Source organism: Tenacibaculum aiptasiae (assembly GCF_008806755.1).
GTDB classification, from domain to species: domain Bacteria; phylum Bacteroidota; class Bacteroidia; order Flavobacteriales; family Flavobacteriaceae; genus Polaribacter; species Polaribacter aiptasiae.
Genome location: NZ_WAAU01000003.1, coordinates 307297 through 334088 on the forward strand (window position 1 = coordinate 307297; position 26792 = coordinate 334088).

Consider the following 26792-nt stretch of genomic DNA (forward strand, 5'->3'; position numbering starts at 1 on the left):
ATTGAAAATGAGTAGTCAACAACAAAAATGGTTGTATTTAATAGTGCTTTCGCTAGTTTGGGGAAGCTCTTTTATTTTGATAAAGAAAGCATTAATTGGTTTAACTCCAATACAGTTAGGTGCTTTGCGAATGTTAATTACTGCAGTGTTTTTATTATTGATAGGTTTTAAAAGTATCAAAAAGATTCAAAAAAAACATTGGATTTATATCTTGTATACAGCATTATTAGGAACATTTTTTCCAGCCTTTTTATTTGCTTTTGCAATACAAGGGATAGATAGTTCAATTTCGGCAATTTTAAACTCTTTGACTCCATTTAATACTTTTATTTTTGGAGCATTAGTTTTTGGTTTTTCTTTTAAAAGAAAGCAGTTTATTGGTATTTTAATTGGGCTTATTGGAACGTTGATTTTAATTTTAAAAGGAGCTGAATTAAACCCGAATCAGAATTATTGGTATGCTTTGTTAGTTATAATTTCTTCTATAGGATATGCTTTTAATGTAAATATTGTAAAAAAGTATTTACATGATTTAGATGCTTTGGCTATTACAGCAGGAAACTTCTTGTTGCTAATTGTTCCAGCGTTTTTAGTGTTATTGTTTTCAGGTTTTTTCTCTTCTTTTGAAGTAAACCAAGAAACCACAAGTGCTTTAGGTTATATTACTATTTTATCGGTAGTTGGTACTGGAATAGCAAAAGTAATGTTTAATAAAATGGTGCATTTATCGTCACCTATTTTTGCTTCATCGGTAACCTATCTAATACCAATTGTAGCAGTAATGTGGGGGATTATTGATGGAGAAAAATTAAGCTTAGTTCAACTGTTAGCAGGAGGAGTTATTCTGTTTGGAGTTTGGTTGGTAAATAAAGCTAAATAGTATATTTTAAATATAAAATGAAAGAGCCAAAACAATTTGTTTTGGCTCTTTTTAATTGTACTTAAGTAAATTTTTATTTAAAATCAGCGTCAGAAACACCTTCGTTTATTTTTACTTCTGTAATTATAAAGTCAACTTTCTGTGGTCCAAATGACCTGGTAACTTTATGAGGAAATTTGATTCCATTTACTTCCTTGTAATCCGAAAATAGAGTTGGAGATTTTATTTCTCCTTGAGGAGTTTTAATGGTTTCTATTTCTTTAATTTTCAGTCCAGAAGTAGTATCGTAAAATATTTCACTATCACCATATTTAATAACATATGCGCTCTTTCCTTCAACAGGCTCGATTCTTTCTAATTTTCCATTCTTATATGCATTATCTGCAAAAGGAGCAGACTCTCCCTTAGCTTTTTCAAGTTCTTTACCTTCAAGCTCCTTTTTTTGTCCACGAGCTTCTTGATATCCTTTAGTTCCGTCGAAAACCATTTTCTGCATAACATTCCCCATAACAGAAACTACTACAGATGATTTGTTAGGTGCTGCATTTTTTTGAACTAAACTTAACTGCATTCCTTGAAGCTTAGCATTAGAAGAAATCATAGTAGATTTTACATTTCCTACTTTACTTTTACCTCCAATAGCTTTAAAGTAATTGTCTATAACTGTAGTTGCTGTAACACCTGCAGGAATAGGTAAGCTCATTTCTGGCTTTGTAGTAGGGTTACCTTTCTTGTCGAAATAATTGATTTTATAGTCAGAATTCTTTTCTAAATTCTTTAAAACATCAATTCCTTTACCAGTAATTATAATACGTGCTTTATCTCCTCTAAAATACTTAATAGCTGCATTTTGAACATCCTCTAATGTAACTGCATTAATATTAGCTAAGTAATTTTCGTAAAAATCGGCAGGTAAATTATATCGAGCAATATTTAAGGCATATCTAGCCGCTGTTCTAGGTTTTTGAACATCCATTACAAAATTACCAATATATTTTGCTTTAGCATTCTTAAGCTCTTCTGGACTAACTTTTTGATAGCGAATTTTATTAATTTCTTTTTGTAATTCTACTACAGAACTATCTGTTACCATATTTCTAACAGCAGCTGTTGCTCTAAAAGTAGCAGCATTTCTACTTTGTCTTACACTAGAGTAAGAACCATATGTGTATCCTTTATCTTCACGTAAATTCATGAATAAACGTGCAGTTCCACCACCACCTAAAATGTTATTTGCTAATAATGCAGCGTAATAATCTTTATCACCTAATACTAAATCAATATTGTTAATTACTGCAATTTCAGATTGTACAGCATTTGGCATATCGATAAAATCGATTTCAGTAGTAGTAGGGTTTGTTGGTTTTGGTAAAGTAGCTGAAGGTATATTTCCAGCTTTCCATCCGCTAAATAATTTAGTAACTAATTTTTTTGTTTTAGCAGGATTAATATCTCCAACAATTACTAAATAAGAATTGTTAGGACGATAGTATGTATTGTAATTGTTTTTTACATCAGCTAAAGTAACACTTTTGATACTTTCAGGTGTTGTAAATTCTCCATAAGGATGATTTTTACCGTAGGTTAGTACGTCTTGAACTCTAGAAGCGATAGCAGATACGCTTTTCTCATTAGATTTTAATCCATCTAAAGTACGAGCAACAGCTTTGTCGAATTCTTCTTGTGAAAAAACAGGATTTTTAACTCCGTCTGCCATTAATCCTAATACTTCAGAAAAGTATTTTTTTAATGATGATGCATATGCTCCATCTTTACTATAGCTCACAAATGCTCCTAAATAATCTACTTTTTCGTTGAAATCATCTTTAGAAATAGAAGTAGTTCCATTTCCTAGTAAACCACCCATTAAATCTGCTAATCCAGCTTTTGAACCTTCAGCTACAGGTTTGTTGTCAATAGTTAAACTAGCTGAGGCTCTAGGTAATTTATGATTTTCAACCATAATTACTTGTAAACCGTTAGGTAATTTAAATTTTTCGGCTTTACCTAATTGAACTTTAGGAGCAGGCCCTGGTTTTGGTTGTTTATTTAAATCGCGTTGTGCATTTACAGCAAAAGACATTGCTAAAATCGCGACTAATGATAAAATTTTTGTCTTCATAATTCTTTTATATTGTCTTTTGATGTTACTTTTTACTTTCTGGTAAATATTCCATTAACAAACGCTTGTTTGTTTGTAAGTACTTTTTAGCTACATCTCTAATTTCTTCTCGTGTAATTGAACGATAAATGTCAATCTCTGTGTTAATTAGGTTTGTGTCACCATATAATACATTATAACGAGCTAATGAATTTGCAATTCCTTCTACACTAGAGTTTGAGTTTACAAATTGATTTTCAAACTTATTTTGTAGTTTTTGATAATCTTTTTCAGAAATTAAATTTGTTTGAAGTTTTACAACTTCTTCATCAATTTCTTTTACTAAATCGCTTAATGAAGTTTTGCCTAAAGGAAGTGCATAAATGATATATGTACCGTAGTCTTCTTGACTTAAGTTTATAGCTCCTGCTTGTAAAGCCATTTTCTTTTTGTCAACTAATTTTTTATATAAAACTGAACTTTTTCCACTGCTTAAATATGAAGATATCATGTCTAATACTCTAGAATCACGTGTTTTCATAGATGGTGTTCTATAAGCTTCCATAATTGCAGGAATCTGAATATTTGGATCGTAAGCTTTAGCTTCTATTTGAGTAGTAATTGGATCTTCTTTAGGGAAATTTCTTTCAATATCTTTTCCTCTAGGGATTCTTTCAAAATATTCCTTTATCCATTTTTTAGCTTGTTTTACATTAATATCTCCAGCAACCACTAGTGTTGCATTATTAGGAACATAAAACTTTTTGTTAAAAGCAATAAACTCTTCTAATGTAGCATCGTCTAAATGTTTCATTTTTCCGATTGTAGTCCCTTTATATGGGTGCTTTTTAAACATATTCTTTTTTACGTTTTCTAAAAAACGAGAATATGGCTGGTTGTCTACACGCAAACGCTTTTCTTCTTTTACAACCTCATTTTGAGTATCTACACCTTCTTGTCCAATAATTGGATGTAATAACCTTTCAGATTCCATCCATAGTCCTAATTCCAAATTATTTGATGGAAATATTTCATAGTAATATGTTCTATCGTCAGTAGTATTAGCATTGTTTTTTCCTCCATTAGAAGAAACAATTTTAAACCAATCACCTTTTTTAATATTTTTAGTTCCTTCAAACAATAAGTGTTCAAAAAAATGAGCCATACCTGTACGATCAGGTTGTTCATCTTTTGCACCTACATGGTACATAACAGCTGTTGTAACAACAGGAGCAGAGTTGTCTTTATGCAAAATAACATGCATCCCGTTACTTAAATCGTACTCTTCAAACTCCACTTTTTGTGCATTTGTAGCGAATACAAATAACATAGCTGAAGCAAGAGATAAAATACTTTTTTTCATTAATTAATTTATTAGTTCTTGACTGATTTTGACATATGTGACGTTAATTTAAGGTATTTGTTACATAGTAGGAAAAATATTTTTTAACTTATTAAGTATTAAAAGATTAATTTTCTGTATTATAGGTTGTTTTCTGTGTTAAAAAACGTATATTTGCACCCGCATTTTCATTAAGAAGGTGCGAATAATATAACGCAAAACAAAAAGTATGTACGCAATCGTAGAGATAGCAGGGCAGCAATTTAAAGTAGCAAAAGACCAAAAAGTATACGTACACCGTTTACAAGAGGCAGAAGGATCAAAAGTAACTTTTGATAACGTAATGCTTATTGAAGATAAAGGTAACGTAACTATTGGCGCCCCAGCTATAGAAGGAGCAGGAGTAACTGCTAAGGTATTAGGTCACTTAAAAGGTGATAAAGTAATCGTTTTCAAAAAGAAAAGAAGAAAAGGTTACAAAAAGAAAAATGGACACAGACAGTCTTTAACTGAGATTCAAATCGAAGGTATTTCTGCTTCTGGTGTAAAAAAGGCGGCTGCTAAAAAAGAAGCTCCTAAAGCAGAAGTTAAAGCTGAATCTAAAGATATTAGTTCAATGACTGTTGCAGAATTAAAAGCTTTAGCTAAAGAAAAAGGTATTTCTGGATACACTTCTTTAAAGAAAGCTGAATTAATTGAAGCATTAAGTAAATAATTAACTTTAAAAACTTACAGAAATGGCTCATAAAAAAGGTGTTGGTAGTTCGAAGAATGGTAGAGAATCAGAATCGAAACGACTAGGAGTAAAGATTTTTGGAGGACAAGCTGCTATTGCAGGTAACATTATTGTTCGTCAAAGAGGAACAACTCACAATCCAGGTGAAAACGTTTACATGGGTAAAGATCATACTTTACACGCTAAAGTTGATGGTGTAGTTGAATTCAGAAAGAAAAGAGACAACAAGTCTTATGTTTCTATAGTTCCTTTCGAGGCTTAAGAAACTACTTGATTAAATAAGAAAAAGCTCAAACAATTTGTTTGAGCTTTTTTTTATATATAAACTAAACTTATTTCAAATAAAAAAGCATCTCTTTATTAAAGTGATGCTTTTTAGTTTAATATCATTATTGATTAATCCCCTAATTTATCATAATGATTCCCCTTGTGTATTATGGTACAAATATGAGGCGAAAATATATTTTTTTCGATAACATATGTATAAATAGTAAGAAATAGTGTGTAAATGGTTGGTCTTTTGTTTTTTTAGGTGAATAAGAAGCCTTTTTTTATATATAAATGCTTTATCCTGATTTTAATTTTACAATTATAAAAGTTACATTTGGTTGCAAATCCCACTTTATGTTAAAAGCAGTTATTGTTGATGATGAACCAAAAGCTATCAAAAGTCTTTTGTGGGAATTATCGAATTTTAATGATGATTTAGAAATCATACAAACATTTACAGAAGCCGATAAGGCTATAAAATATATAAACGAAAACACTATTGATTGCCTTTTTTTAGATATAGAAATGCCTACAATGGATGGTTTTCAACTGCTTGAAAAATTAGAAAAAACAGACTTTGCTGTTGTTATAACTACCGCTTATAATGAGTATGCTATTAAAGCATTAAAAAATCAGGCTATAGATTATTTACTAAAACCTATAGATACTGATGACTTGGAAGAAACGTTGAACAGGATAAAAAAGCATTATTCAAAAAACAATAATTATGATGATAAGTTTGAAAAAATACTTTCAAGCTTCAATAAAAAATTCAATAGAAGGAAAATAACAATAAATACAGATGGTAAACTTATTTTTTTAGAGCAATTTGAAATATTATTTGTTGAATCTGACGGTAATTATTGCTCAATTCATACTACAAATAATAAGAAAATAGTAGTTACTAAAAAATTAAAAGAAATTAATTTACTGTTACCTGAAGAACATTTTTTTAGAATTCATAATTCCTACATCATTAACTTAAATAAAATTAAAGAGTTTTTAAAGTCTGATGGTTATGTAATTATTGAAAACAATCATAAAATCCCTGTATCAAGACAACGAAAATCGGATCTGTTAGAAAAGTTTTAGGATGAAAAAAATCTTCACATTAATATTATTCTTTTTGTTCAGCATTATATGTTTGTCTCAAAAAAATGTTGATAGTTTAATAGTTAAAGCTATTGAAATAAAAGAGACTAATTATTTCGAGCTTCAAAAGCATTTCAAAAGAGTTCGATTTACTAGTGAAGAATTAAACTTACTTTTAAATGAAAGTAAAAAAAACGATTATATCTTAGGTCAGATTTTTGCCAAAAATGTCCAAGGGCGATCTCATAGAAATGTTACAGAATATAATAAAGCAATAAAAAGATATAAAGAAGCTTTAGAATTAGCTAAAGAGATTAAAAGTGTTGAGGCGGAAGTAGTAACATTAAATCAATTAGGTGTTGTTTATAGAAGGCAAGATAAAATAAGGATGGCTCTGAATTACCATCAATCTGCTTTAGAAATTATTTCAAAAATAGAGAAGCCTAATAAGGATATTAAAATTAGTCATAGTATTTCAATTAATAGCTTAGGAAATATCTATTTAGCTTTAAAACAATATGAAAAAGCACTAGAGAAATTTAGTAAGTCTATAGCTATTCAAAAGGACTTAGATGATAAAAGAGGATTGGCGATTAATCACCAAAATATTGGTTATGCTTATAAACACATCGGAGACCTAAATCAAGCTTTAGACAACTATCAAAAATCATTAAAATATAATAATCTAAATAAAGATCAGTTAGGAAAAGTAATTTGCCATAATAGTATAAGTGGTATTTTAATTAAACAATCTAAATACGAAGAAGCTCATAAGTATATTAAGGAGGTTGTTGAGCTTGCTGAATCTATAGGGAATAGGTATTACTTGTCTGAAGTGTACAATACTTTAGGGTGTGCTCTTTTAAAATTGAATAGATTAAATGAGGCTAAAATTTACATCAATAAAGCGCTAAGAATATCTTTGAAGAATAATATTCCTTCGAGTTTAACAGTGTCTTATGATCATTTATCTGAACTATATCAAAAACAAAAGAAATACAAGAAGTCTTTAGAGTATTACAAAATGGCAATTGAATTAGAAAAAAAGACATTCAATGCTAAAAATATTCGTTATGTAAATAGCTTAATTAGCAAGTACGATAATGAAGTTAAGAGTAATAAAATTAAAGATCTTGCAAAGCAAAATGAAATAGGTAAGTTAAAACTTACAAGAAATCGTAATATTCTAATTATAGCTTTGGTTTCTATAGCTTTATTTGGTGTTTTATTATATTCAATATATAGACAACGTTTGTTAAAAAATGATAAGCAAATTTTACTTTTAGAGCAAGAAGCATTAAGAATTCAAATGAACCCACATTTTGTGTTCAATGCTCTGAATTCTATTAAGCTTTATATTATCAATAATGAACAAAAGAATGCGGTTTATTATTTAAATAAGTTTTCAAAGTTAATTCGTAGTATTTTAGATTCTTCTAGAGTAAAAGAGGTAACACTGGGAGAAGAGTTAAAAACGATGAACTTGTATATGAGTATTGAAAATATTAGGTTTTCAAATGAAATAGAATATGAGGAAAATATTAGTCCTGATTTAGAGTTAGAGAGAATAAAAATACCTCCATTAATATTACAGCCGTTTTTAGAAAATTCTATTTGGCATGGATTGTCTTCAAAAAAAGGGAGTAAAAAAGTAGAGTTATCAGTAGAAAAAATTTCGGATGAGTTTATTCAAATTGATATATCAGATAATGGAATAGGAAGAGATGCAGCTTTAAAAATTAAAAAAAACAAATCCCTGAATAGAGATTCTATAGGAATAGAATTAACTACGGAAAGGTTGAAAAACTTCGCTAATCAATATCAAAATGATTTTTCTTTAGTTTATATAGATTTGGTTGATGAAAAAGGCCAATCTATTGGAACAAGAGTTACTTTAAGGCTTCCAATAATCTAAAAATTAAATTTTAGTTGTACCCAAATTGGTTCTTTCTTTTCGGTATTTAAATTACTAAAAGAAATTCCTAATAAACGAACAGAATTTTTTAAAGTTTCTTGAAATAATAATTCCTTAATTATAGGGTAAAAGTCTCTTTTTTGATAAATATAATGGTTGGTAGTTTTGCTTCGAGTCTGTTGGGTAAAGTCGCTATATTTTATTTTTAAAGTAATGGTTTTACCTTTAGTATTCGACTTTTTCATTCTGCGCTCTAATTCATCAGCAATTTTATCTAAACGTTCTAGCATAAACACTTCAGAAGATAAATTTTCATTAAAAGTACGTTCGGCTGCTATAGATTTTCTTATTCTATTAGGTTTTACTTGGCTATTGTGAATCCCTCTAACAATATTATAATAATGTAAGCCAGACTTTCCAAATAGTTTAGAAAGCTCTTCTATTGATTTTTTCTTTAAATCTAAACCTGTGAAAATTCCTAGATTATGCATTTTAGCAGCAGTTACTTTTCCAACGCCGTAAAATTTATTGATAGGTAATTCTTCTAAAAAACTAATTACTTCTTCAGGGTTTATAGTTTTTTGACCGTTTGGCTTGTTAATGTCTGAAGCGACTTTTGCTATAAACTTATTTATAGAAATCCCAGCAGAAGCTCTTAATTCTAGTTCATCCCAGATACGTTTTCTTATTTCTTCTGCAATTAAACTGGCAGATAAAATTCCTTTTTTATTTTCAGTAACATCTAAGTAAGCTTCGTCAAGAGAAAGAGGTTCTACTAAATCTGTATAATCATAAAATATTTTTCTAATCTTAGAAGAAATTTCTTTGTATCTGTCAAACCTAGGAGGGACAAAGATTATGTGTGGACATTTTCTTTTAGCAAGTACTCCACTCATGGCAGAACGGACACCATATTTTCTGGCTTCGTAGCTAGCAGCAGAAACAACCCCTCTAATTTCACTTCCACCAACAGCAACAGGTTTATTCCTTAAATCAGGATTATCTAGTTGCTCTACCGATGCATAAAAAGCATCCATATCTACATGAATAATTTTACGATATGGTGGTTGTAATTCCATTTTACAAAACTAAAAACTATTAGAAAGATTTGTTAATACTTCGATGGTTTTAGCTTCATCTTTTTTTGCAACAAAAATATGATCGTGATAATAGCCGGCAACAACATTACAGCTAATGTTGTTTTTTGCAAGCTCTGTTGAAAAAGCAGCTGTGAGCCCTACGGCGTCTAGAGCTGAATGTATTTTTAAAGTAATCCAAGAAGCTATAAAGCTATATGGTAGATTTAAATTGTCGGCAACAGACTTTTTTAGAATAAGTGTTACACCTTCTTGCTCTTTAAAAAGACTAATAATTTCTTCTTTGTCAATATTTGAAGTGTTTGAAACTGTAGTAAAAACATACTCCCCTTTATTAACAAAAGGTTTCATTTCTTTAATTAAGGTAGTTAAATTCTTTTCTCCAGACATTTAAATTATTTAGTATAAAATTACATTATTTAAAATAAAAAAGCTCTCAGAAGAGAGCTTTGATATATAGTAATAAGTATTTAGAGTTGTTTTACTTCTATAATTTTAACAGGGCAAGCCTTTTTGGCTTCATATGATGCTTCGTAAATAGAATCATCGTGAGTTTTTATTGTGAAAAAACCTTTTTTTTCAGAAGAATGTAAAAGAACTGATTTTCCATCTTTTTTCGACATCTGAAATTGTGCTGGAGCTACCTCTACACAATAATTACAACCAATACATTTTTTTCTTTGTAAAGTAACTACTACCATTAGGCTTGTGCAAATTCGGTTTTTACAATTTTATATAACTTATCTGAAGAGCGAATTTTAAAATCTAATTTCATCGTTACTTCATCACCTTTAGTAGCTTTTTCAGCAGGAGCATCATTTACAAACATTTGTTTTAGCTCCATTTCTTTTGCTCCTGTAGTTGGACCTGTAATTAAAATTGTATCACCTACATTTACATCGTAAGCTTCAATTTTAAATTCACCAACTTGAGCTTTTTGGAAATAATGAACCCCTTTACCTAAGTATACTTTCTTTTGAGTGGCATGAGAACCTGGTTCTTTACTCCATTCTCCTAATTTTTGTCCTAAATAATATCCATTCCAAAAACCGCGATTATATACTTTTTCTAGTTCTTGCATCCAGCTAATTACTTTCTCTTTATCATAAGTACCATTGGATAAGCTATCAATAGCATCACGATAACATTTAATTACTTTAGCAACATATTCTGGAGCTCTTCCTCTACCTTCAATTTTTAATACTTTAATCCCAGCATCGGCAACCTGATCTAAGAAATCAATTGTACATAAATCTTTTGGAGACATGATATACTCGTTATCTAACTCCATTTCAAATCCTGATTCTTGATCAATTACCGTATATTTTTTACGACAATTTTGCTTGCAAGCACCTCTGTTTGCTGAAGAATTGTGAGAGTGTAAACTCATATAGCATTTACCTGAAACAGCCATGCATAATGCACCATGTCCAAAAATTTCTATTTCAAGTAAACGACCTGAAGGACCTTTAATTTCTTCTTTTTCTATTTGCTCGGTAATCTTTTTTACTTGACGTAAACTAAGTTCTCTACTCAATACAACCGTATCGGCAAACATTGCATAAAACTTTACAGTTTCAATATTTGTAATATTTATTTGTGTAGAAATATGAACTTCCATTCCTTCAGCTCTTGCCATAGCAATTACTGCTTGATCCATAGCAATTACTGCAGTAATATCTGCTTCTTTTGCTCTTTTTATCAATGTTTTTACAATTGATAAATCATGATCGTAAACAATAGTGTTTAAGGTTAAATAAGTACGAACATTTTTCTCTTTACATCTTTGTGAAATTTCTTCTAAATCGTCAAGAGTAAAATTAATAGACGCTCTAGCTCGCATATTTAATTGTTCGACACCAAAATACACAGAATCACATCCATTGTCTAACGCTGCTTGTAACGATTCAAAATTACCAGCAGGTGCCATTAGTTCAATTTTTTGCATTACTTCTTATATTTTAAAGCTTCAGAACGCCCTTTTTTAAATATTTTATTGCTAGCATGTTTACCTTTACGTAAAGCTTTTTGCTCTTCATAAGGTAAATGGATAATTTCTTGACATTCAGAAGAACAAGTATTTTCCATTTGCTCAGCACATTCGTCACATTGAATAAACAATAAGTGACAACCTTCGTTTGCACAATTGGTATGTGTGTCGCATGGTTTTCCACATTGATGACAATTAGAAATTACATCTTCAGAAATACGTTCAGCACGTCTATGATCGAAAACAAAATTCTTTCCTTTGAATTTATTTTCTAACCCTTCTGCTTTTACTTGACGAGTATATTCTATAATTCCTCCTTCTAATTGGAATACGTTTTTAAAACCTTTATGCTTGTAATAAGCTGATGCTTTTTCACAACGAATACCACCAGTACAATACATTAATAGGTTTTTATCTTCTTTATGATCTTTTAAATCTTCTTCAATAATATCTAAAGAGTCTCTAAATGTGTCTACATCTGGAGTTACAGCTCCTTCGAAATGCCCTATTTCACTTTCATAATGGTTACGCATATCAACACATACAGTGTTTGGATTTGCTAACATTTCGTTAAACTCTTTAGCCGATAAGTGAACTCCTTTATTCGTTACATCAAAAGTATCATCGTTTAATCCGTCAGCTACAATTTTATTACGAACCTTTACCTTTAATTTTAAAAACGACTTATTGTCCTGCTCTACGGCAACATTTAAACGAATATCTTTTAAGAAAGAAATGTTATCTAATTGTTCTTTTAAAGCTAGGAAATTTTCTGCAGGAACAGAGATTTGAGCATTTATACCTTCATAAGACACATAGGTTCTACCTAATACATCTAATTCGTTCCATTCTAGGAATAATTTGTTTCTAAATAAGGTTGGATTTTCTATCTTAAAATATTGATAGAATGAAATTGTCAAACGGTCTTTTCCCGCTTCGTCTATTAATGCAGCGCGTTCACTTGCGCTTAACTTATTGTACAGTTGCATGCTATACTTTTTTAGTTAAACAAAATATGTTATGATCTTTTTTAAAAATCGCTGCAAAAGTACATAATTTTTATTTTTTATGTTTAAAATAATACATTTAGTATCAAATTGATAGGAATTCAAATTTTTGAGAAAATTTAGCGGTAAAACAGATACAACTAATCTCATTTTTTTGAACCTTTGTACTAGTATTTCAAAGAAATGATACGAAGTGTAACTATAAATGATGCTGAAGCAATAACTAATATTTACAATTACTATGTTGTAAGTCATATTGCTACGTTTGTAGAGGAACCTGTTTCTGTAACTTACTTTAAAAATAAAATAGAAAAAATAACAAAGGATTTTCCTTGGTTTGTTTTTGAAGAAAATAATAGAATTGTAGGTTATGCACATGGAAATTTTTGGAATACAAGAAGTGCATATGGTAAAACAGCTGAAGTTTCTATTTACTTAGATGTTAATGTTGGAGGTAAAGGAATAGGTTCTCAGTTGTACAATAATTTAATTAGAGTGTTAATTGAAAAAGGTTTTCATGTGTTAATAGGTGGAATATCATTGCCTAATAAAGCAAGTGTTGCTTTGCATGAAAAGTTTGGTTTTACCAAAGTAGCACATTTTAAAGAAGTTGGATATAAGTTTAATAAATGGGTAGATGTTGGTTATTGGCAACTTACCGTAAATAATAATAATAAATGAGAGTAGCAGTAGTAGGAGCTACCGGAATGGTAGGTAATGTAATGTTACAAGTGTTAGCAGAACGTAACTTTCCTGTAACAGAATTAATTCCTGTAGCATCAGAACGTTCAGTTGGAAAACAAATTGAGTTTAAAGGAACAAATTATACCATTGTTGGATTAGAAACCGCTGTTTCTATGAAGCCAGATGTAGCGTTGTTTTCTGCAGGAGGAAGTACATCATTAGAATGGGCTCCTAAATTTGCAGAGGCTGGAACAACTGTAATTGATAATTCTTCGGCATGGAGAATGGATACTACTAAAAAACTAGTAGTACCAGAAATTAATGCTTCTGAATTAACGGAGAATGATAAAATTATAGCAAATCCAAATTGTTCTACAATTCAAATGGTTTTAGCTTTGGCGCCATTGCATAAAAAATATGGTATCAAACGTTTGGTAATTTCTACCTATCAGTCAATTACAGGAACAGGAGTTAAAGCTGTTCAACAATTAGAAAATGAATCTAAAGGAATAGAGGGGGAAACAGCATATCCGCATCAAATTCATAAAAATGTATTACCTCATTGTGATGTTTTTGAGGAAGCAGGTTATACTAAAGAGGAATTAAAATTGGTAAGAGAAACTCATAAGATTTTAAACGACCCTAGTATTGGTATTACAGCTACATCAGTAAGAATACCTGTTGTAGGTGGTCATAGTGAGGCTGTAAATATTGAGTTTGAAAATCATTTTGAGGTAGAGGATATTCGCAAAATTTTATCTGAAACAGATGGAGTTGTTGTACAAGATGATATTGAGAATAATGTATACCCTATGCCGTTCTATTCTGAAGGAAAAGATGAAGTTTTTGTAGGTAGAATTAGAAGAGATTTATCGCAACCAAATAGTTTAAATATGTGGATTGTTTCTGATAATTTACGAAAAGGGGCAGCTACAAATACAATTCAAATAGCTGAATATTTAGTAGCTAATAACTTAATAGGGAAAGAAGTTACAGCTTAAAAGTAATTCGAACATAATTTTTCAAAACCTGTATTTATTTAAATGCAGGTTTTTTATTTTTGAACCTATGAATAGAGCGCAAATTATACAGGATACTATTGAGTTTGTAAAAGAAACTTTGAAAGGAGCAGAGGGAGGACATGATTATTTTCATGTAGAACGAGTATATAAAAATGCATTATTAATAGCAAAGACGGAAAAAGTAGATGAATTCATAGTGGCTTTAGGTGCTTTATTACATGATATTGCCGATAGTAAGTTTTATAATGGGGATGAAACTGTTGGTCCTAAAAAGGCACGAGTATTTTTAGAGTCTCAAAATGTAAGTGAAGCAATAATTGTTCATGTTGAAAAGATTATTCAAAATATATCTTTTAAAGGAGGTAATTTCGAACAAAAGTTCACATCGCCAGAATTAGAAGTTATTCAAGATGCTGATAGATTAGATGCAATAGGTGCTATAGGAATAGCTCGTTGTTTTAACTACGGAGGTTATAAAAATAGAGAGTTATATAATCCAAGTATTCTTCCAAATCTAAACATGACCAAAGAAGAATATAAAAAGTCTACAGCACCAACGATAAATCACTTTTATGAAAAACTATTGTTGTTAAAAGATAAAATGAATACAGCTACAGGTAAAAGTATTGCAACAAAAAGACATGAGTTTATGGAGCAATTTTTACAACAGTTCTATAATGAATGGGATGGAACTGTTTAATTAACTTTTAAGATAGTATCGAATAATCCTGTATTTAAAATATCGTTAATACTAAATTTAATAGTAATTGTGCTATTTCTAAAATGATGGTTGTTATTATAATTATCATGATGTTCGGTTTTATTTAATGATTCCTTTTTTTATTAAGACTACTTTACTTTCGTTTTGGTTAATAAATTCTAACTCTAATAAGTCTATTTCTTTAAAACCCTTTATTTCAGATTCTAATAAAGATTGAATTCTTTTAGCTTCAGCTTCTACTGATTCAAAATTGCAGTCAACTAATTGGTATTCTCCTTTTTCAGTTGAAAGACCATTTTCCCCAAACTGAATTCCTTTTGCATAAATGATTTGGTTAACCTCTTTACAATCGCAATTTTCTTTTAATGTTTGGAAAATTTTATCAGACTTATTAGAACTTTTTATTGAGGAAGCTACTGTGTAACCAAATAGTCCTCCAAGTAATAAGAATGAGATGATAACAATTAAAGTTCTTGTTGATTTTTTCATTTCTCAATAAATTTTATATGAGCTTAGTTGCTGATACAAAGATTCTACTTTAAAAGAGCTATTCCAAGTAAAGTATACCCAGTTTTAGGAAAATAGGGTTGTGTTTTCTCTTGTTAAGTTGTTGTTTTATAGTTGTTTGATGTGTTTTTAAAAAAAGAAAGGTCTCAAAAATGAAAAAGCCCCAAATTTATAAATTTAGGGCTTTTGTAGCGTCTTTTTGATGTTGATTTAAGAAATAGAATTCAATTTTTTGATATAAACAGAAGGTAATAAACCAGTTCTTTTTTTAAAGTATTTGGTAAAAGAATCTGGACTTTTATAACCTATTTCTTCTGAAATTGATTGAATAGAATAGGATCTAAATTTGCTACTTTCTTTTAATTTTAAAATGATATAATTAATTCTTAAATCGTTTATGTATGTATTAAAGTTTTTCTGATAATGCGCATTGATTACTTTCGATAAATACGAAGTGTTTGTTTTTATTTTCTTTGCTACGTTATATGAATTACATTCTTGTTTTAAATAATAATGCTGTTCTTCTATTTTTTGTAAGCCAGCTAAAATCTCATTAAAAGTTTCTTGATTAATATCTGAAGTAGTATTCTTTTCTTCTAATGAAATGTCTTTAGTGTCTACAAGAGTTTGTTGTTTTTCTAAAGATTCTATTTTAGTCAATAATTCATTAAACCTCTTGGTAGTTTTTGCTCTTCTTTTTGATGTAATAAATAAGAAAAGTAGCAAAAGTGCAATGACAAAAGAGCCTCCTATAAGTAAAAGAGAAGTTTTATTTTGTTGCTTTTGTTTAGCTGTTTCTAAATCAGAAATTTTCTTTTTATGAAAAGAGTCTACAATATGTTTTCTGTTTTTTTCTAATGCAGTTTGATTTAAAACATATTTTTCAAAATACTCATTTGATTTTTCAATGTTTCCAGCTTTTTTATAAATTTTAGCAAGTTTTTTATAGTCTTCTACTAAATTGAATTCTTTGGTTTTGTTTTTTATTTTGTCAATACCTTTAAGCATTATAGCTATTGCCTTATCATAGTTTTTTAAATTACTATTGGCCTCAGCTAATTCTTTATAGTAGTACGTTTCTCCTGAATTTGTATCGTATTTATGACTTAAATCTTTTAACTTTTCTAATACAATTAAAGCCTCTTCGTTTTTATTTTCAGCAATTAAGATTTTACTTTTTTGAGACAAGTAGTTTAATCGAATAACATCATTAATGGTATCTAAGTGTTTTTCAATTCCTTTATTTAAATAAAAATTAGCTGAATCTAATTTTTTTAGTTTAAGATAAGAGTCACTGATGCTTACAATAGTGAGTGAGCTATTGAATTTCCTATTTATTTCATCTATATCTTTTGCAGATTCTATAAGTTGTAAGCCTTTTTTATACTGTTTTATAGCTTCTTCATATTCCCCTGCAGTATTATTCATTCCGCCAATTAAAACAGGTATTACAGCTTTATAAAAACCTAAGTCTTCTTTTTCAGCGATGGCTTCACCAATAGAATAATAGTCCAACCCTATTTTAGTTTCTCCTATGGCAGCATAACTGTTTCCAAGTTGTACTTGTATTTCTATAGGAGTTATTTTAGCTAAGAGTATGGCTTTTTTTTCTTTCTTGCTAAATTGATATTTGTTGTATAAATCTAATTCTCTTTTATAAGATTTAATAGATGTGTAATGCTCATTAATGAATTGACTTTGCCTAGCAATTCTATGCAATAGAAGAATTGTTCTAAAGGTGTCTTTTTGTTCTTCGGCAAGAACTAACATTTTGTTCATTAAAAGAACTCTTTCTCTACTCCCGTCCTCTACTCTTAAAGAATCAGAAAGTGTTTTTAGACTTTTTACATAGAGACTATCAATAGTTTTTTGTGCAAAAAAACTATAGCTAAAGAGAAAAAGAATTAGAAAAAGAGTTTTCTTTAATGTCATATGTTATGCTCCAGGGAAATTAGGTTTTCTTTTTTCTAGAAAAGCAGTAGTTCCTTCTTTAAAATCTTCTGTACCAAAACAGTTTCCAAATTCAGTAATTTCTGTTTCGAAACCATTAATACCGTCTTTAAAATTATCGTTTACAGCTTTAATAGCGGCGCTAATCGCAACAGATGAATTTCTCATTATTTTGCTAGCTAATTTCTCAGCTAATGGAATTAATTCTTCTTGTGTTGTAACGTGATTTACTAATCCAGAATCTTTAGCTTCCTCAGCAGAAATCATTCCAGCTGTCATTACCATTTCCATAGCTTTTCCTTTACCTACAAGCTGTGGTAAACGCTGTGTACCTCCATAGCCAGGTATTACACCTAAAGATACTTCTGGTAATCCCATTTTAGCATTGTCAGAAGCAATTCTGAAATGACACGACATTGCCAATTCTAACCCACCACCTAATGCAAATCCATTAACAGCGGCGATTACTGGAGTAGATAAATTTTCTACAAAATCAAATAAAGTTTCTTGTCCTTTTCTGGCTAATTCAGCACCTTCTGCTACTGAGAAATGAGCAAATTCAGAAATGTCTGCACCAGCAACAAAAGCTTTTTCTCCACTACCCGTAATAATGATTGCTTTTATTGAAGAATCATTATTTAAGCTATCAAAAGCTGTATGTAATTCCTCAATAGTTGCTTTGTTTAAAGCATTTAATTTTTTTGGACGATTAATAGTTATTGTAGCTAATCCGTTAGAAGTATCAACTAAGATGTTTTCGAAATTCATTTGATTATGTTTTGGGTAAAATTACATTAAAAACAGTTCCTATACCCTCAGTTGAGGTAAAAGTAATAGAACCATCATATGCTTCAATTATATTTTTTATCATTGGTAAACCTAATCCCATTCCACTTGTTTTAGTAGTAAACTTAGGTTCAAAAATTAATTCTTTATTTTTTTCGGTAATACCTTTTCCATTATCAGAAACAGAAATTTTAACGTTATTACCTTCTGAAGTAACTTTTACTTCAACTCTAGGATTTTGTTCGTTTTCTTTTATTGCCTGTGTAGCATTTTTTACTAAGTTGGTTACAATTCTAATCAATTGTGTTTTATCTAGGTTGGCAAATAATTCTGTTTCTTGTGGAATGTAATGTATATATCCTTCTGTAAATATGTCTAACGAGTGTTTTACAACATCTACTACATCTAATTTTTCACGTCGTTGTGTAGGCATTTTAGCAAAATCAGAGAATGCAGAGGCAATAGAACTCATTACATCTATTTGCTGAATAAGTGTTTCACTATATTCAGACATTTTTTCTTTAATTTTAGGGTCGTTTGGATTGAACTTTCTTTCAAAACTTTGAACAGAAAGTCGCATAGGAGTCAATGGATTTTTAATTTCATGAGCAACCTGCTTTGCCATTTCTCTCCACGCTTGTTCACGTTCGCTCATAGCTAATTTTACAGCACTTTCTTCTAGTTGATCAATCATGTTATTATAAGAATCAACCAAAGAATTGATTTCTGAACTAGCAGAGTTTAAAGTGATTTTTTCGTTTCGTTTGTTTAAACGAGTCTCTTTAATTTTTTCTGAAATTGTTTGAATAGATCGTGTAATATAGCTTGATAAAAAGTATGCCAACGCAATTGCTACTAGGAACATAAGAATGTATACAAGTGACAAGCGTGAAATAAATTCTTGTAACTCCTTTTTTTGTTCTTCGTTATTTTGCGCTATTTGTATTTCAAGTATTCCAATACGTTTAAAGCGTAAATCGTTTATATACGTATAGGAAGATTGGTAGGTAATTCCGTTTTTACTTCTACTTTTTAAAATTTTATGATCAGAATTATTAGCTAATTCAGTAGTTATTTCACTAGAAAGAGGTTTATCTTCTACTTTTTCAAAATTATAAGGTTTTGACGATTTTAAAAACCGACCATCCATACCATACATCGTAATTGTAAGCTTATGAACAGCAGCCATCTCATAAATTCTGTCCTGAAAAATTTTAGATAAGTTTTCTGTGTTAACAGGATATGTTGTTCTACGTTTTAATTCAATTTCAATAGCTTGTTTAATGGTAGTTTCCTTTCTTCCAAAACGATGAATGTTATAATCTTTGGTTTGTTCACCATACTGATAAACAGTTACTAATACAATTAAAACAGAAGCCAATAATACAAGAAGTATCATTGACAAAAATATTCGGATACGTAAGGATATGTTGTTAACGTTTAGCAATTTTATTCTTTTATTCTTTTATTCTTTTAGTTTTCATAATTAAAGTATCGTCAAATTCTCCATCATTATCCCAATCATAAACTACTTTACCTTCAAAACCTTCTTTTGTTTTAGTTATTTTATACCAAGCTTGAACCTGTTTTCCTAAATAGGGGTAATCTACATACAAACTATCATTTTTTGTTTTCCATTTACCATTAGTTTTTCCAGTTTTTTCACCATTAGGCTGTTGAAACCAAGCTTTAAAAGTTCCGTCTTTTTTATAAGTAGATTGAGCTCTACCAGTATTAGGCTTACTAAAATTATCTTCAAAAACAGAGGTGCTATCAGTTTTATTAATAGTTGGCATTTCAATTTTGATATATTCAGTTTGCCAACTTCCAACCATATAATCGTTTAAAGCAGCTTTTTTTTCCTGTTTACATGCAGCAAAAAGTATTCCGAAAATAATAACCGTAATTATATAAGATGTTCTCATGTTTTAAGCATTAATTTTTTCTTCTTTGGTATGCAAAAGACGAGTTAATTTGATTGATAAATCTAATAAAATAATTTTTGCATTTCCATTTCGTTCAATATGATATAGAGCATCGCTAACTTCTTTTTCTATAGTTAAGATATTTGCACTATTTATAAAAGGAGCAAATTTTTCTAATTTGAAGTTGTTCGTTTTTGTTTCTAAAAAAACTAAATCAGGAGTACCATAATTTAATAATAAAGCTTGTCTAAAGAATTGTAAACAATATTGTAAGAATTGTTTTTGTGTTTCTCTTCCCGATTTTGCAATGGTTTCCGACCAGCCTATTAAGTCTTGAATTACAGCTGCATTACCTTTTGCTTTAAAAGCCGCTCGAATCCAAGTTATAAACCATTCTTCAAAAATTAAATCATTAGAATTATTGTTTAATAACTGAAGCGCTTTGTTGTAATTTCCTTCTGCCTGATAAGCTGTTTTTGTAGCTTCATTTTCAGAAACGTTTTCCTGTTGAATTAAAGTATTTGCTATATCAGCACTACTTAATGAAGGGAAATGCAATGCTTGACATCTAGATTTGATAGTATTGATAATTTGACCTTCATCTTCAGTAACTAACAAAAAGATAGTTTGACTAGGTGGTTCTTCAATAAGTTTTAATAATTTATTGGAAGCAGCTACATTCATTTTTTCAGCCATCCAAATTATCATTACTTTAAAACCTCCTTCGTATGATTTTAGTTGTAATTTTTTTACAATATCTTCAGCTTCATCTACTCCAATTTGTCCTTGCTTATTTTCAACTCCAATATGTTGCAACCAATTAAATAAACTTCCATAAGGTTGTTTTTCAATAAAGTCTCTCCAATCGTTTAAAAATAAATTACTTACTGGGTGTTTCTTTACAGAATCGTTTGTAGTTACTGGAAAAGCAAAATGTAAATCAGGGTGCTGTAGTTTACTACATTTTAAATTACAAGCCTCGGCATTTGCAGAGGAATTACATAATAAATATTGAGCATATGCAATGGCAGTAGCTAAAGTACCAGAACCTTCTTTACCAACAAAAAGTTGAGCATGAGGTATTCTGTTGTTTTTAACAGTTTGTTGTAAATGCTTTTTAATATGTTCTTGTCCGATGATTTGGTCGAAAGTCATAGCACAAATATAAGGTTTCATACAGATAGGACAATTAATAAATGAAGCTTGAGCTTATAATTAACAAAGCTTGTTGTTTAGAATCGTTCTATTTTAATATATTTGTGGGTTAATTTATACATGTCGTTTGAATTCAATTGCAACTTTACAAATCGGAGAAAGAGGAATTATATCTGAAGAAAGCTTAGATGTTATACCGTTAAAATTATTAGAAATGGGCTGCTTACCTGGTACAGAAGTGGAACTATTGCAAATAGCCCCTTTAAAAGACCCAATTTACATTTGTGTAAATGGAAGTCACTTAGCAATAAGAAAAGAAACAGCTAGTCAAATAATAGTTACTAAAATTTAACTGATGAGTAAACGTATTAAAGTAGCATTAATAGGAAATCCTAATACAGGAAAAACATCATTATTTAATCAGTTAACTGGTTTAAATCAGAAAGTTGGAAACTACCCTGGAGTTACTGTTGATAAAAAACAAGGTGTATGTAAATTACCAAATAAACAATCAGCTATAATTACCGATTTACCTGGTACTTACAGTATTAATCCAACTTCGATTGATGAAAGTATTGTGTTAAAAAACTTATTAACTTCTAATGAAGATGATAAGCCAGAAGTAATTGTAGTAGTTGCTGATGTTGAAAATTTGAAAAGAAATTTACTGCTATTTACTCAAATTCAAGATTTAGAGATTCCGGTAATTTTAGCCTTGAATATGGCCGATCAGTTACAACGAAAAGGAATTTCAATTGATATTGATAGCTTAGAAAAAGAACTACACACTAAAGTAGTTTTAATTTCAGCAAGAAACAATCAAGGGATTGATGATTTAAAAGAAGAAATTGCAAATTATAAAGCGATAAAACCATATTCAAACTTTGAAGAAATTTCATCTAGAATTGATGCTGATTACTTTAAAGAATTATCAGAAAAAAGTCAAAGATTTTCTATTTACGAATTATGGTTAATGTATACCAAGCAATATACATCGTTGCTTTCAAGTAAGGAAGAAGAGGAATTAGAGCAGTTTGGTCATGATGTGTCTAAACAGAAGAAGTATCAGCATAAAGAAACAATTTATAGATACCAAAAAATTAATTCAATTTTAAAGAAAACTTATGAGGTAGATAGCTCTAAAGGAACAGATATAAGATCTAAATTAGATCGTGTTTTTACTCATAAAATATTTGGATATGTTATTTTCTTTGGATTGCTGTTATTGATTTTTCAATCGATTTTTGAATGGGCATCAACTCCAATGGATTTTATAGATGGCTTGTTTGCTAACATTGCAGAGTTTACCAAATCTAAACTACCAGAAGGTATGTTTACTGATTTACTAACTGATGGAATTATTCCAGGTATTGGAGGAGTTGTAATTTTTATTCCACAAATAGCCATTTTGTTTTTATTTATTGCCCTTTTAGAGGAAACGGGATATATGAGTAGAGTTGTCTTTTTAATGGATAAAATTATGAGACGATTTGGTATGAGTGGTAAAAGTGTAATTCCTTTAATTTCGGGAACTGCATGTGCAATACCAGCAGTAATGGCAACACGTACTATTTCTAGTTGGAAAGAACGTTTAATTACAATCTTAGTTACGCCATTTACCACATGTTCTGCTCGTTTACCAGTATATGCTATTTTAATTGCTTTAATTATTCCAAACACTAAAGTTTTAGGTTTTGTAAGTTTACAAGGACTTACATTATTAGGATTGTATGTTCTTGGTTTTGGAGCGGCAATAATAGCAGCATTTATTTTACATAAAACACTAAAAATTAAAAGTAATTCGTTTTTTGTAATAGAGATGCCTGATTATAAAGTGCCTTCTGTAAAAAATGTCTTTTTAGATGTATTAGAAAAAACAAAAGCATTTGTATTTGGAGCGGGAAAAATAATATTAGCAATCTCTATAGTTTTATGGTTTTTAGCATCGCATGGACCTTCGTCATTTGATAATGTTGAAAAAGACATAGCCCAAAAGACAATGAATCAACAGTTATCAGAGCAAGAGCTAGAACAAAAAATAGCTTCAGCTAAGTTGGAGAATTCTTATATAGGTATTGCAGGAAAAACAATTGAACCAATTGTAAAACCATTAGGTTACGATTGGAAAATAGGAATAGGTTTAATAGCGTCTTTTGCTGCAAGGGAAGTTTTTGTTGGGACCTTAGCAACTATTTATAGTGTAGAGAATAATGATGAAGACACAACTACAATTAAAGAAAAAATGGCTTCAGAGATGAATTCAGAAACAGGTAAAAGCCGATTTAACTTTGCTACAGGGATATCTTTATTATTGTTTTATGCATTTGCAATGCAGTGTATGGCTACATTGGCTATTGTAAAAAGAGAAACTAAAAGCTGGAAATGGCCGTTAATACAATTAGTAGGAATGGGAGTTTTAGCATATTTATCGGCATTAGGAGCCTATCAATTTTTAAGTTAATGCAAAAAGTTTTAACATATATAGTTGTTTTACTGGCAGTTGTTTTTTTGATTAAAAAGTTTTTTATAAAATCAAAAAAGAAAAATAATTGCGATACAAACTGTAATTGTTCATAGTTATAAAATGTTGTTGTAAGTTTTTAAAGCCTTGAACAATTAATGTATGTTTGTGGTACTATAATTGATAGGTAATTTAAATCAATAAAAAGTAAAAGATGAAAAAAATAATATTAGTTGCTGTGATATTTATCAGCGCATTTGCTCAAGCACAACAAGAGGTAAAAGTTGACATATTTGATGCTTTAGCACTTAAAACCTTAGACGTATCTTACGAGTATTATACAAGCGAACAATCTTCTGTTGGAGTTTCTGCATTATTTAATTTTGAGAAGAGATCAGCAGATTTTAGATACAATGAAAAAAGAATGATTACGCCATTTTTCCGTCATTATTTTACAAATAATAGAAACTGGAATTACTTTGGAGAAGTTTTTTTAGGAATTAACACAGGTGAAAGAAAAATTGGAACAAATCAATACAAAGAATACACAGATGGAGCTTTAGGTATAGCTGTTGGATCTAAGTATGTATCTTCAGGAGGTTTTGTTATTGATGTTCATGGAGGTTTAGGTAGAAATATGTTTTCTTCAGATTCAAGATCTATTGTACCAAGAGTAGGTATTAATTTAGGGTATAGATTTTAATAACTCTTTTAAATAAAATAAAAAACCGAACTTAAACTAGTTCGGTTTTTTTATGGATTAATCTTTTAAAGAAAATTTAGGTTCTGATTGCCAGATGATATTGATAGATTTCCAGCCATCTTTAGTTTTTACCATATTCAAATAATCTATTCCCCAAACTGCCGTAACCTTTACTACAGCAATTTTATCGGAAACCTCTAAAATGTTTATTTTTCTAATTGAATTTTCATTGGCTCTATTGCCTTTAGCGTTCCATTTTTTTGCCAATGCAATTAGTTTATGAAATGGCATTTCAGATTTATTAGAAAATTTTCCTTTTTTCTTGTCAAACCACCAGCCTACTTTCCTGAGGTCTTTATGAACACTTTTGTAAGCTAAAGTAGTATCAGCTTTGTAAAAAGTATCAATGTAATTATAGGCAGCTTGCTTTACGTCCTTAATTGCTTGCTCTTTCTCTTGAGCAGTGAGTTGAGTTGTAATCAATAAAATGATTAACAAATAAAAAGTTTTCATGACTTTTGGTTTTGTTAAAAATAATCAATTTACTGATTTTTAGATATTAACAACTTGTTAAAGTACTTGTTAGTGAGTTCTTTAGATTTAAACAATTGTTTCTTTTGTTAGGTTAACTCCAACAAAACTTAAAATAGCTGGTAATACCCATCCCAAATGCTTATTAGCTAAAGGAATTATGTTTTTTACATCAACTAAACTTTCTTTAGGAACAATAAAACCTAAAAAATCTGGAATACTAAAAATAAAAGTAATTATAACAACCACTTTAAAAACTCGAGCAGACGTGTACTTGTTAGGAAGTACATTTAAGATGATTAAAACTATGGTTATAGGATAAATAAACATTAATGCAGGTAGTGCAATGTTTATAATATAATGTACATCAAACTGTCCAACTAAAACACCTAAAACACAACTAATAACAGCAGTAATCGTGTAAGCATTTTGCGAATTATTTGTAATTCCTTTAATATAGTCTGCAGTACCAGTTATAATACCTACAGCAGTAGTAAAACAAGCCAAGGCTACTAAAATTCCTAAGAAAACGGTTCCTATATTTCCTAAAGTTTGTGTGCTTAATGCATTTAAAACATCTGTTCTAGTAGCTTCATTGCTAAAAACACTACTGTATATAGCTCCATTATAAATAAGTCCAGCATATATAATTAAAAGACCAATACCAGCTATGACACCAGCTTTTGTAATTAACTCTTTTTTAGTTTCAAAAGAAGTATTTTTATTAAAGTTCATTGAAATAACTAGAATACCACCTACTACCACAGCTCCAATGGCATCAAAAGTTTGATAGCCTTCAAGAAGACCACTTACAAAAGGAGAATTAAAAGTAGAAGGATTTGTAGCTACGGGAGCTGTAAACATTCCAATAAATATAATAGCAAGTAGTATTAATATGATTAATGGAGTTAAAAACTTACCTAATAAATTTAAAATCTTGGTTCTATTCATTACAAATAAAAAAACCAATCCAAAATATATTGTACTTGTAATTATTGAATTGGTATCAAAGTATGGAGCTATAGCCATTTCGTGAGTAACAGAAGCAGTTCTGGGAGCAGGTAAAGCAATGGAAATAGCGTATACAATAAAACAATAAATAGTACTGAATAAAGGAGAAACCTTTTTACCGAAATCATACATAGTTCCTTGTAATTTAGCATGTGCTAAAATTCCTAGAATAGGTATAAAAACAGCTGTTATAAAAAAACCTAGAGTAACCCAAGACCAATTATCTCCAGCATTTTTTCCTAAAAAAGGTGGAAGAATTAAGTTTCCAGCCCCAAAGAACATAGAAAATAAAGCAAAACCGGTAATCAATACTTCTTTTGAGAGTTTCATCTAAATATATTTTTTGATTAACAAATAAACAAAATTGAAAAGAATATAAAGGATGCCAATTAAAATTATTACAAACTTAGGTACAGCAAAATAATAGGCTATTGAACTCCAAGTTTGTTTTAGGTTTTCCAATAATAGTTGAATAAGTCCAATATTCTCGATAGCATCAAATAATGCAGCAAAAAACAATGAAAGTATTAGAATTACTCCAAAATTATAAAGTCGAGTACCCTTCCATAAATGAGAGTTGAGTTTATGAATTAAAATAGCAATTAGAGAAGAATAAGAAATTAAAAATAAAAAATCGAGTCCTAAACTAATACCTGCACTAATTTTTGAAGTTTCATTCCATGAATTGATAATTCTTTCAGAGACTTTTAAATCTTTAGCTAATTCAAAACTAACTATACCATGCTTACATACAGAATTGGTAAGAAAACTATCTAAATAAAGCATGCAGATAATTAGAGCCATAGTAGAAAAAACAAGCAGGTATGTAAGTCTGTTTTCTTGAGTTTTAGTTAATTTATTGAAGGGAGAAAGAAGCATTTTTTATAATATAGAATTTTTAACTAG

General features: G+C 29.6%; 27 protein-coding genes. 11 read left to right on the forward strand and 16 right to left on the reverse strand.

Features of this window, described 5'->3' with window-relative positions:
• Nucleotides 1–7: 7 nt before the first annotated feature.
• Nucleotides 8–880, forward strand: coding sequence for a DMT family transporter (locus F7018_RS01465; protein WP_150898199.1), 873 nt, complete (start codon nt 8–10; stop codon nt 878–880).
• A gap of 73 nt (nt 881–953) precedes the next feature.
• Here F7018_RS01465 and F7018_RS01470 read toward each other — a convergent pair whose 3' ends face one another.
• Nucleotides 954–3002, reverse strand: a complete 2049-nt coding sequence (locus tag F7018_RS01470; RefSeq protein WP_150898200.1) for a M16 family metallopeptidase — start codon at nt 3000–3002, stop codon at nt 954–956.
• Between the two features lie 25 nt (nt 3003–3027).
• Nucleotides 3028–4344 (reverse strand): M16 family metallopeptidase, encoded by a 1317-nt coding sequence (locus F7018_RS01475; RefSeq protein ID WP_150898201.1) that lies wholly within the window; start codon nt 4342–4344, stop codon nt 3028–3030.
• 208 nt (nt 4345–4552) lie between these two features.
• Between F7018_RS01475 and rplU the strand changes: the two genes are divergently transcribed.
• The 4 genes from rplU to F7018_RS01495 all read left to right on the forward strand — a co-directional run bounded on the left by rplU (nt 4553) and on the right by F7018_RS01495 (nt 8336).
• Nucleotides 4553–5038 (forward strand): 50S ribosomal protein L21, encoded by a 486-nt coding sequence (gene rplU / locus F7018_RS01480; RefSeq protein ID WP_150898202.1) that lies wholly within the window; start codon nt 4553–4555, stop codon nt 5036–5038.
• A 22-nt stretch (nt 5039–5060) separates the two neighbouring features.
• Nucleotides 5061–5321: a 50S ribosomal protein L27 gene (rpmA, locus tag F7018_RS01485; protein ID WP_150898203.1), complete on the forward strand. Its 261-nt coding sequence runs from the start codon at nt 5061–5063 to the stop codon at nt 5319–5321.
• 362 nt (nt 5322–5683) lie between these two features.
• Nucleotides 5684–6421 carry a LytR/AlgR family response regulator transcription factor gene (locus F7018_RS01490; RefSeq protein WP_150898204.1) on the forward strand — a complete coding sequence of 246 codons (738 nt, stop codon included), beginning with the start codon at nt 5684–5686 and terminating at the stop codon, nt 6419–6421.
• Nucleotide 6422: 1 nt separating this feature from the next.
• A complete protein-coding gene (locus F7018_RS01495) occupies nt 6423–8336 on the forward strand; it encodes a tetratricopeptide repeat-containing sensor histidine kinase (protein ID WP_150898205.1) in 1914 nt (637 codons plus the stop codon).
• Here the strand turns inward: F7018_RS01495 and dinB are convergent.
• The 5 genes from dinB to trhO form a co-directional block, all read right to left on the reverse strand.
• Nucleotides 8333–9415, reverse strand: a complete 1083-nt coding sequence (dinB, locus tag F7018_RS01500) for a DNA polymerase IV (RefSeq protein ID WP_150898206.1) — start codon at nt 9413–9415, stop codon at nt 8333–8335. The genes F7018_RS01495 and dinB overlap by 4 nt on opposite strands.
• Nucleotides 9416–9424: 9 nt before the next feature.
• Complete coding sequence (locus F7018_RS01505) at nt 9425–9823, reverse strand: ACT domain-containing protein (RefSeq protein WP_150898207.1); 399 nt, start codon at nt 9821–9823, stop codon at nt 9425–9427.
• A gap of 80 nt (nt 9824–9903) precedes the next feature.
• Entirely contained in the window at nt 9904–10134 is a 231-nt protein-coding gene (locus tag F7018_RS01510) for a ferredoxin (protein ID WP_150898208.1), read from the reverse strand.
• Entirely contained in the window at nt 10134–11381 is a 1248-nt protein-coding gene (locus tag F7018_RS01515) for a peptidase U32 family protein (RefSeq protein ID WP_150898209.1), read from the reverse strand. Before F7018_RS01515 ends, F7018_RS01510 begins: the two co-directional genes overlap by 1 nt.
• Entirely contained in the window at nt 11381–12412 is a 1032-nt protein-coding gene (gene trhO, locus F7018_RS01520; protein ID WP_150898210.1) for an oxygen-dependent tRNA uridine(34) hydroxylase TrhO, read from the reverse strand. Before trhO ends, F7018_RS01515 begins: the two co-directional genes overlap by 1 nt.
• A gap of 201 nt (nt 12413–12613) precedes the next feature.
• On the opposite strand from trhO, the gene F7018_RS01525 reads away from it, so the two are divergent.
• The 3 genes from F7018_RS01525 to F7018_RS01535 all read left to right on the forward strand — a co-directional run bounded on the left by F7018_RS01525 (nt 12614) and on the right by F7018_RS01535 (nt 14836).
• The gene (locus tag F7018_RS01525; RefSeq protein WP_150898211.1) at nt 12614–13111 is read left to right on the forward strand and encodes a GNAT family N-acetyltransferase; all 498 of its coding nucleotides are present in this window, start codon (nt 12614–12616) and stop codon (nt 13109–13111) included.
• Nucleotides 13108–14115, forward strand: coding sequence for an aspartate-semialdehyde dehydrogenase (locus tag F7018_RS01530; RefSeq protein WP_150898212.1), 1008 nt, complete (start codon nt 13108–13110; stop codon nt 14113–14115). The genes F7018_RS01525 and F7018_RS01530 overlap by 4 nt, the downstream gene beginning before the upstream one ends.
• A gap of 67 nt (nt 14116–14182) precedes the next feature.
• On the forward strand, nt 14183–14836 hold the full coding sequence (locus F7018_RS01535; protein ID WP_150898213.1) for an HD domain-containing protein: 654 nt from the start codon (nt 14183–14185) through the stop codon (nt 14834–14836).
• Nucleotides 14837–14956: 120 nt separating this feature from the next.
• Here the strand turns inward: F7018_RS01535 and F7018_RS01540 are convergent, their stop codons facing one another.
• From F7018_RS01540 to F7018_RS01565, 6 genes are all read right to left on the reverse strand, one after another.
• The gene (locus F7018_RS01540; protein ID WP_150898214.1) at nt 14957–15346 is read right to left on the reverse strand and encodes a hypothetical protein; all 390 of its coding nucleotides are present in this window, start codon (nt 15344–15346) and stop codon (nt 14957–14959) included.
• 228 nt (nt 15347–15574) lie between these two features.
• Complete coding sequence (locus F7018_RS01545; RefSeq protein WP_150898215.1) at nt 15575–17296, reverse strand: helix-turn-helix domain-containing protein; 1722 nt, start codon at nt 17294–17296, stop codon at nt 15575–15577.
• A gap of 3 nt (nt 17297–17299) precedes the next feature.
• Nucleotides 17300–18082, reverse strand: coding sequence for an enoyl-CoA hydratase/isomerase family protein (locus F7018_RS01550; protein WP_150898216.1), 783 nt, complete (start codon nt 18080–18082; stop codon nt 17300–17302).
• Between the two features lie 4 nt (nt 18083–18086).
• Nucleotides 18087–19499 carry a sensor histidine kinase gene (locus tag F7018_RS01555; protein WP_150898217.1) on the reverse strand — a complete coding sequence of 471 codons (1413 nt, stop codon included), beginning with the start codon at nt 19497–19499 and terminating at the stop codon, nt 18087–18089.
• A 58-nt stretch (nt 19500–19557) separates the two neighbouring features.
• On the reverse strand, nt 19558–20025 hold the full coding sequence (locus F7018_RS01560; RefSeq protein WP_150898218.1) for a hypothetical protein: 468 nt from the start codon (nt 20023–20025) through the stop codon (nt 19558–19560).
• Between the two features lie 3 nt (nt 20026–20028).
• Entirely contained in the window at nt 20029–21180 is a 1152-nt protein-coding gene (locus F7018_RS01565) for a DNA polymerase III subunit (RefSeq protein ID WP_150898466.1), read from the reverse strand.
• A 127-nt stretch (nt 21181–21307) separates the two neighbouring features.
• On the opposite strand from F7018_RS01565, the gene F7018_RS01570 reads away from it, so the two are divergent.
• From F7018_RS01570 to F7018_RS01585, 3 genes are all read left to right on the forward strand, one after another.
• Nucleotides 21308–21532: a FeoA family protein gene (locus F7018_RS01570; RefSeq protein WP_150898219.1), complete on the forward strand. Its 225-nt coding sequence runs from the start codon at nt 21308–21310 to the stop codon at nt 21530–21532.
• A gap of 3 nt (nt 21533–21535) precedes the next feature.
• The gene (gene feoB / locus F7018_RS01575) at nt 21536–23641 is read left to right on the forward strand and encodes a ferrous iron transport protein B (RefSeq protein WP_150898220.1); all 2106 of its coding nucleotides are present in this window, start codon (nt 21536–21538) and stop codon (nt 23639–23641) included.
• Nucleotides 23642–23855: 214 nt separating this feature from the next.
• Nucleotides 23856–24344 (forward strand): DUF3575 domain-containing protein, encoded by a 489-nt coding sequence (locus F7018_RS01585; RefSeq protein ID WP_150898222.1) that lies wholly within the window; start codon nt 23856–23858, stop codon nt 24342–24344.
• A gap of 57 nt (nt 24345–24401) precedes the next feature.
• Here the strand turns inward: F7018_RS01585 and F7018_RS01590 are convergent, their stop codons facing one another.
• The 3 genes from F7018_RS01590 to F7018_RS01600 all read right to left on the reverse strand — a co-directional run bounded on the left by F7018_RS01590 (nt 24402) and on the right by F7018_RS01600 (nt 26765).
• Nucleotides 24402–24857 (reverse strand): nuclear transport factor 2 family protein, encoded by a 456-nt coding sequence (locus F7018_RS01590; RefSeq protein ID WP_150898223.1) that lies wholly within the window; start codon nt 24855–24857, stop codon nt 24402–24404.
• An 87-nt stretch (nt 24858–24944) separates the two neighbouring features.
• A complete protein-coding gene (brnQ, locus tag F7018_RS01595; protein ID WP_150898224.1) occupies nt 24945–26216 on the reverse strand; it encodes a branched-chain amino acid transport system II carrier protein in 1272 nt (423 codons plus the stop codon).
• On the reverse strand, nt 26217–26765 hold the full coding sequence (locus F7018_RS01600; protein WP_150898225.1) for a hypothetical protein: 549 nt from the start codon (nt 26763–26765) through the stop codon (nt 26217–26219).
• Between the last annotated feature and the right edge of the window lie 27 nt (nt 26766–26792).

What these genes read in the sequence shown, in the direction of transcription:
- F7018_RS01545 (WP_150898215.1), bottom strand. Translation starts at nt 17,296, where the DNA reads ATGACATTAAAGAAAACTCTTTTTCTAATTCTTTTTCTCTTTAGCTAT.
- F7018_RS01565 (WP_150898466.1), bottom strand. Translation starts at nt 21,180, where the DNA reads ATGACTTTCGACCAAATCATCGGACAAGAACATATTAAAAAGCATTTA.
- F7018_RS01540 (WP_150898214.1), bottom strand. Translation starts at nt 15,346, where the DNA reads ATGAAAAAATCAACAAGAACTTTAATTGTTATCATCTCATTCTTATTA.
- F7018_RS01505 (WP_150898207.1), bottom strand. Translation starts at nt 9,823, where the DNA reads ATGTCTGGAGAAAAGAATTTAACTACCTTAATTAAAGAAATGAAACCT.
- F7018_RS01530 (WP_150898212.1), top strand. Translation starts at nt 13,108, where the DNA reads ATGAGAGTAGCAGTAGTAGGAGCTACCGGAATGGTAGGTAATGTAATG.
- F7018_RS01560 (WP_150898218.1), bottom strand. Translation starts at nt 20,025, where the DNA reads ATGAGAACATCTTATATAATTACGGTTATTATTTTCGGAATACTTTTT.
- F7018_RS01585 (WP_150898222.1), top strand. Translation starts at nt 23,856, where the DNA reads ATGAAAAAAATAATATTAGTTGCTGTGATATTTATCAGCGCATTTGCT.
- F7018_RS01590 (WP_150898223.1), bottom strand. Translation starts at nt 24,857, where the DNA reads ATGAAAACTTTTTATTTGTTAATCATTTTATTGATTACAACTCAACTC.
- F7018_RS01525 (WP_150898211.1), top strand. Translation starts at nt 12,614, where the DNA reads ATGATACGAAGTGTAACTATAAATGATGCTGAAGCAATAACTAATATT.
- trhO (WP_150898210.1), bottom strand. Translation starts at nt 12,412, where the DNA reads ATGCAACTGTACAATAAGTTAAGCGCAAGTGAACGCGCTGCATTAATA.
- F7018_RS01510 (WP_150898208.1), bottom strand. Translation starts at nt 10,134, where the DNA reads ATGGTAGTAGTTACTTTACAAAGAAAAAAATGTATTGGTTGTAATTAT.
- feoB (WP_150898220.1), top strand. Translation starts at nt 21,536, where the DNA reads ATGAGTAAACGTATTAAAGTAGCATTAATAGGAAATCCTAATACAGGA.
- rplU (WP_150898202.1), top strand. Translation starts at nt 4,553, where the DNA reads ATGTACGCAATCGTAGAGATAGCAGGGCAGCAATTTAAAGTAGCAAAA.
- F7018_RS01475 (WP_150898201.1), bottom strand. Translation starts at nt 4,344, where the DNA reads ATGAAAAAAAGTATTTTATCTCTTGCTTCAGCTATGTTATTTGTATTC.
- F7018_RS01490 (WP_150898204.1), top strand. Translation starts at nt 5,684, where the DNA reads ATGTTAAAAGCAGTTATTGTTGATGATGAACCAAAAGCTATCAAAAGT.
- brnQ (WP_150898224.1), bottom strand. Translation starts at nt 26,216, where the DNA reads ATGAAACTCTCAAAAGAAGTATTGATTACCGGTTTTGCTTTATTTTCT.
- F7018_RS01465 (WP_150898199.1), top strand. Translation starts at nt 8, where the DNA reads ATGAGTAGTCAACAACAAAAATGGTTGTATTTAATAGTGCTTTCGCTA.
- F7018_RS01495 (WP_150898205.1), top strand. Translation starts at nt 6,423, where the DNA reads ATGAAAAAAATCTTCACATTAATATTATTCTTTTTGTTCAGCATTATA.
- F7018_RS01550 (WP_150898216.1), bottom strand. Translation starts at nt 18,082, where the DNA reads ATGAATTTCGAAAACATCTTAGTTGATACTTCTAACGGATTAGCTACA.
- F7018_RS01600 (WP_150898225.1), bottom strand. Translation starts at nt 26,765, where the DNA reads ATGCTTCTTTCTCCCTTCAATAAATTAACTAAAACTCAAGAAAACAGA.
- F7018_RS01470 (WP_150898200.1), bottom strand. Translation starts at nt 3,002, where the DNA reads ATGAAGACAAAAATTTTATCATTAGTCGCGATTTTAGCAATGTCTTTT.
- dinB (WP_150898206.1), bottom strand. Translation starts at nt 9,415, where the DNA reads ATGGAATTACAACCACCATATCGTAAAATTATTCATGTAGATATGGAT.
- F7018_RS01555 (WP_150898217.1), bottom strand. Translation starts at nt 19,499, where the DNA reads ATGATACTTCTTGTATTATTGGCTTCTGTTTTAATTGTATTAGTAACT.
- F7018_RS01515 (WP_150898209.1), bottom strand. Translation starts at nt 11,381, where the DNA reads ATGCAAAAAATTGAACTAATGGCACCTGCTGGTAATTTTGAATCGTTA.
- rpmA (WP_150898203.1), top strand. Translation starts at nt 5,061, where the DNA reads ATGGCTCATAAAAAAGGTGTTGGTAGTTCGAAGAATGGTAGAGAATCA.
- F7018_RS01535 (WP_150898213.1), top strand. Translation starts at nt 14,183, where the DNA reads ATGAATAGAGCGCAAATTATACAGGATACTATTGAGTTTGTAAAAGAA.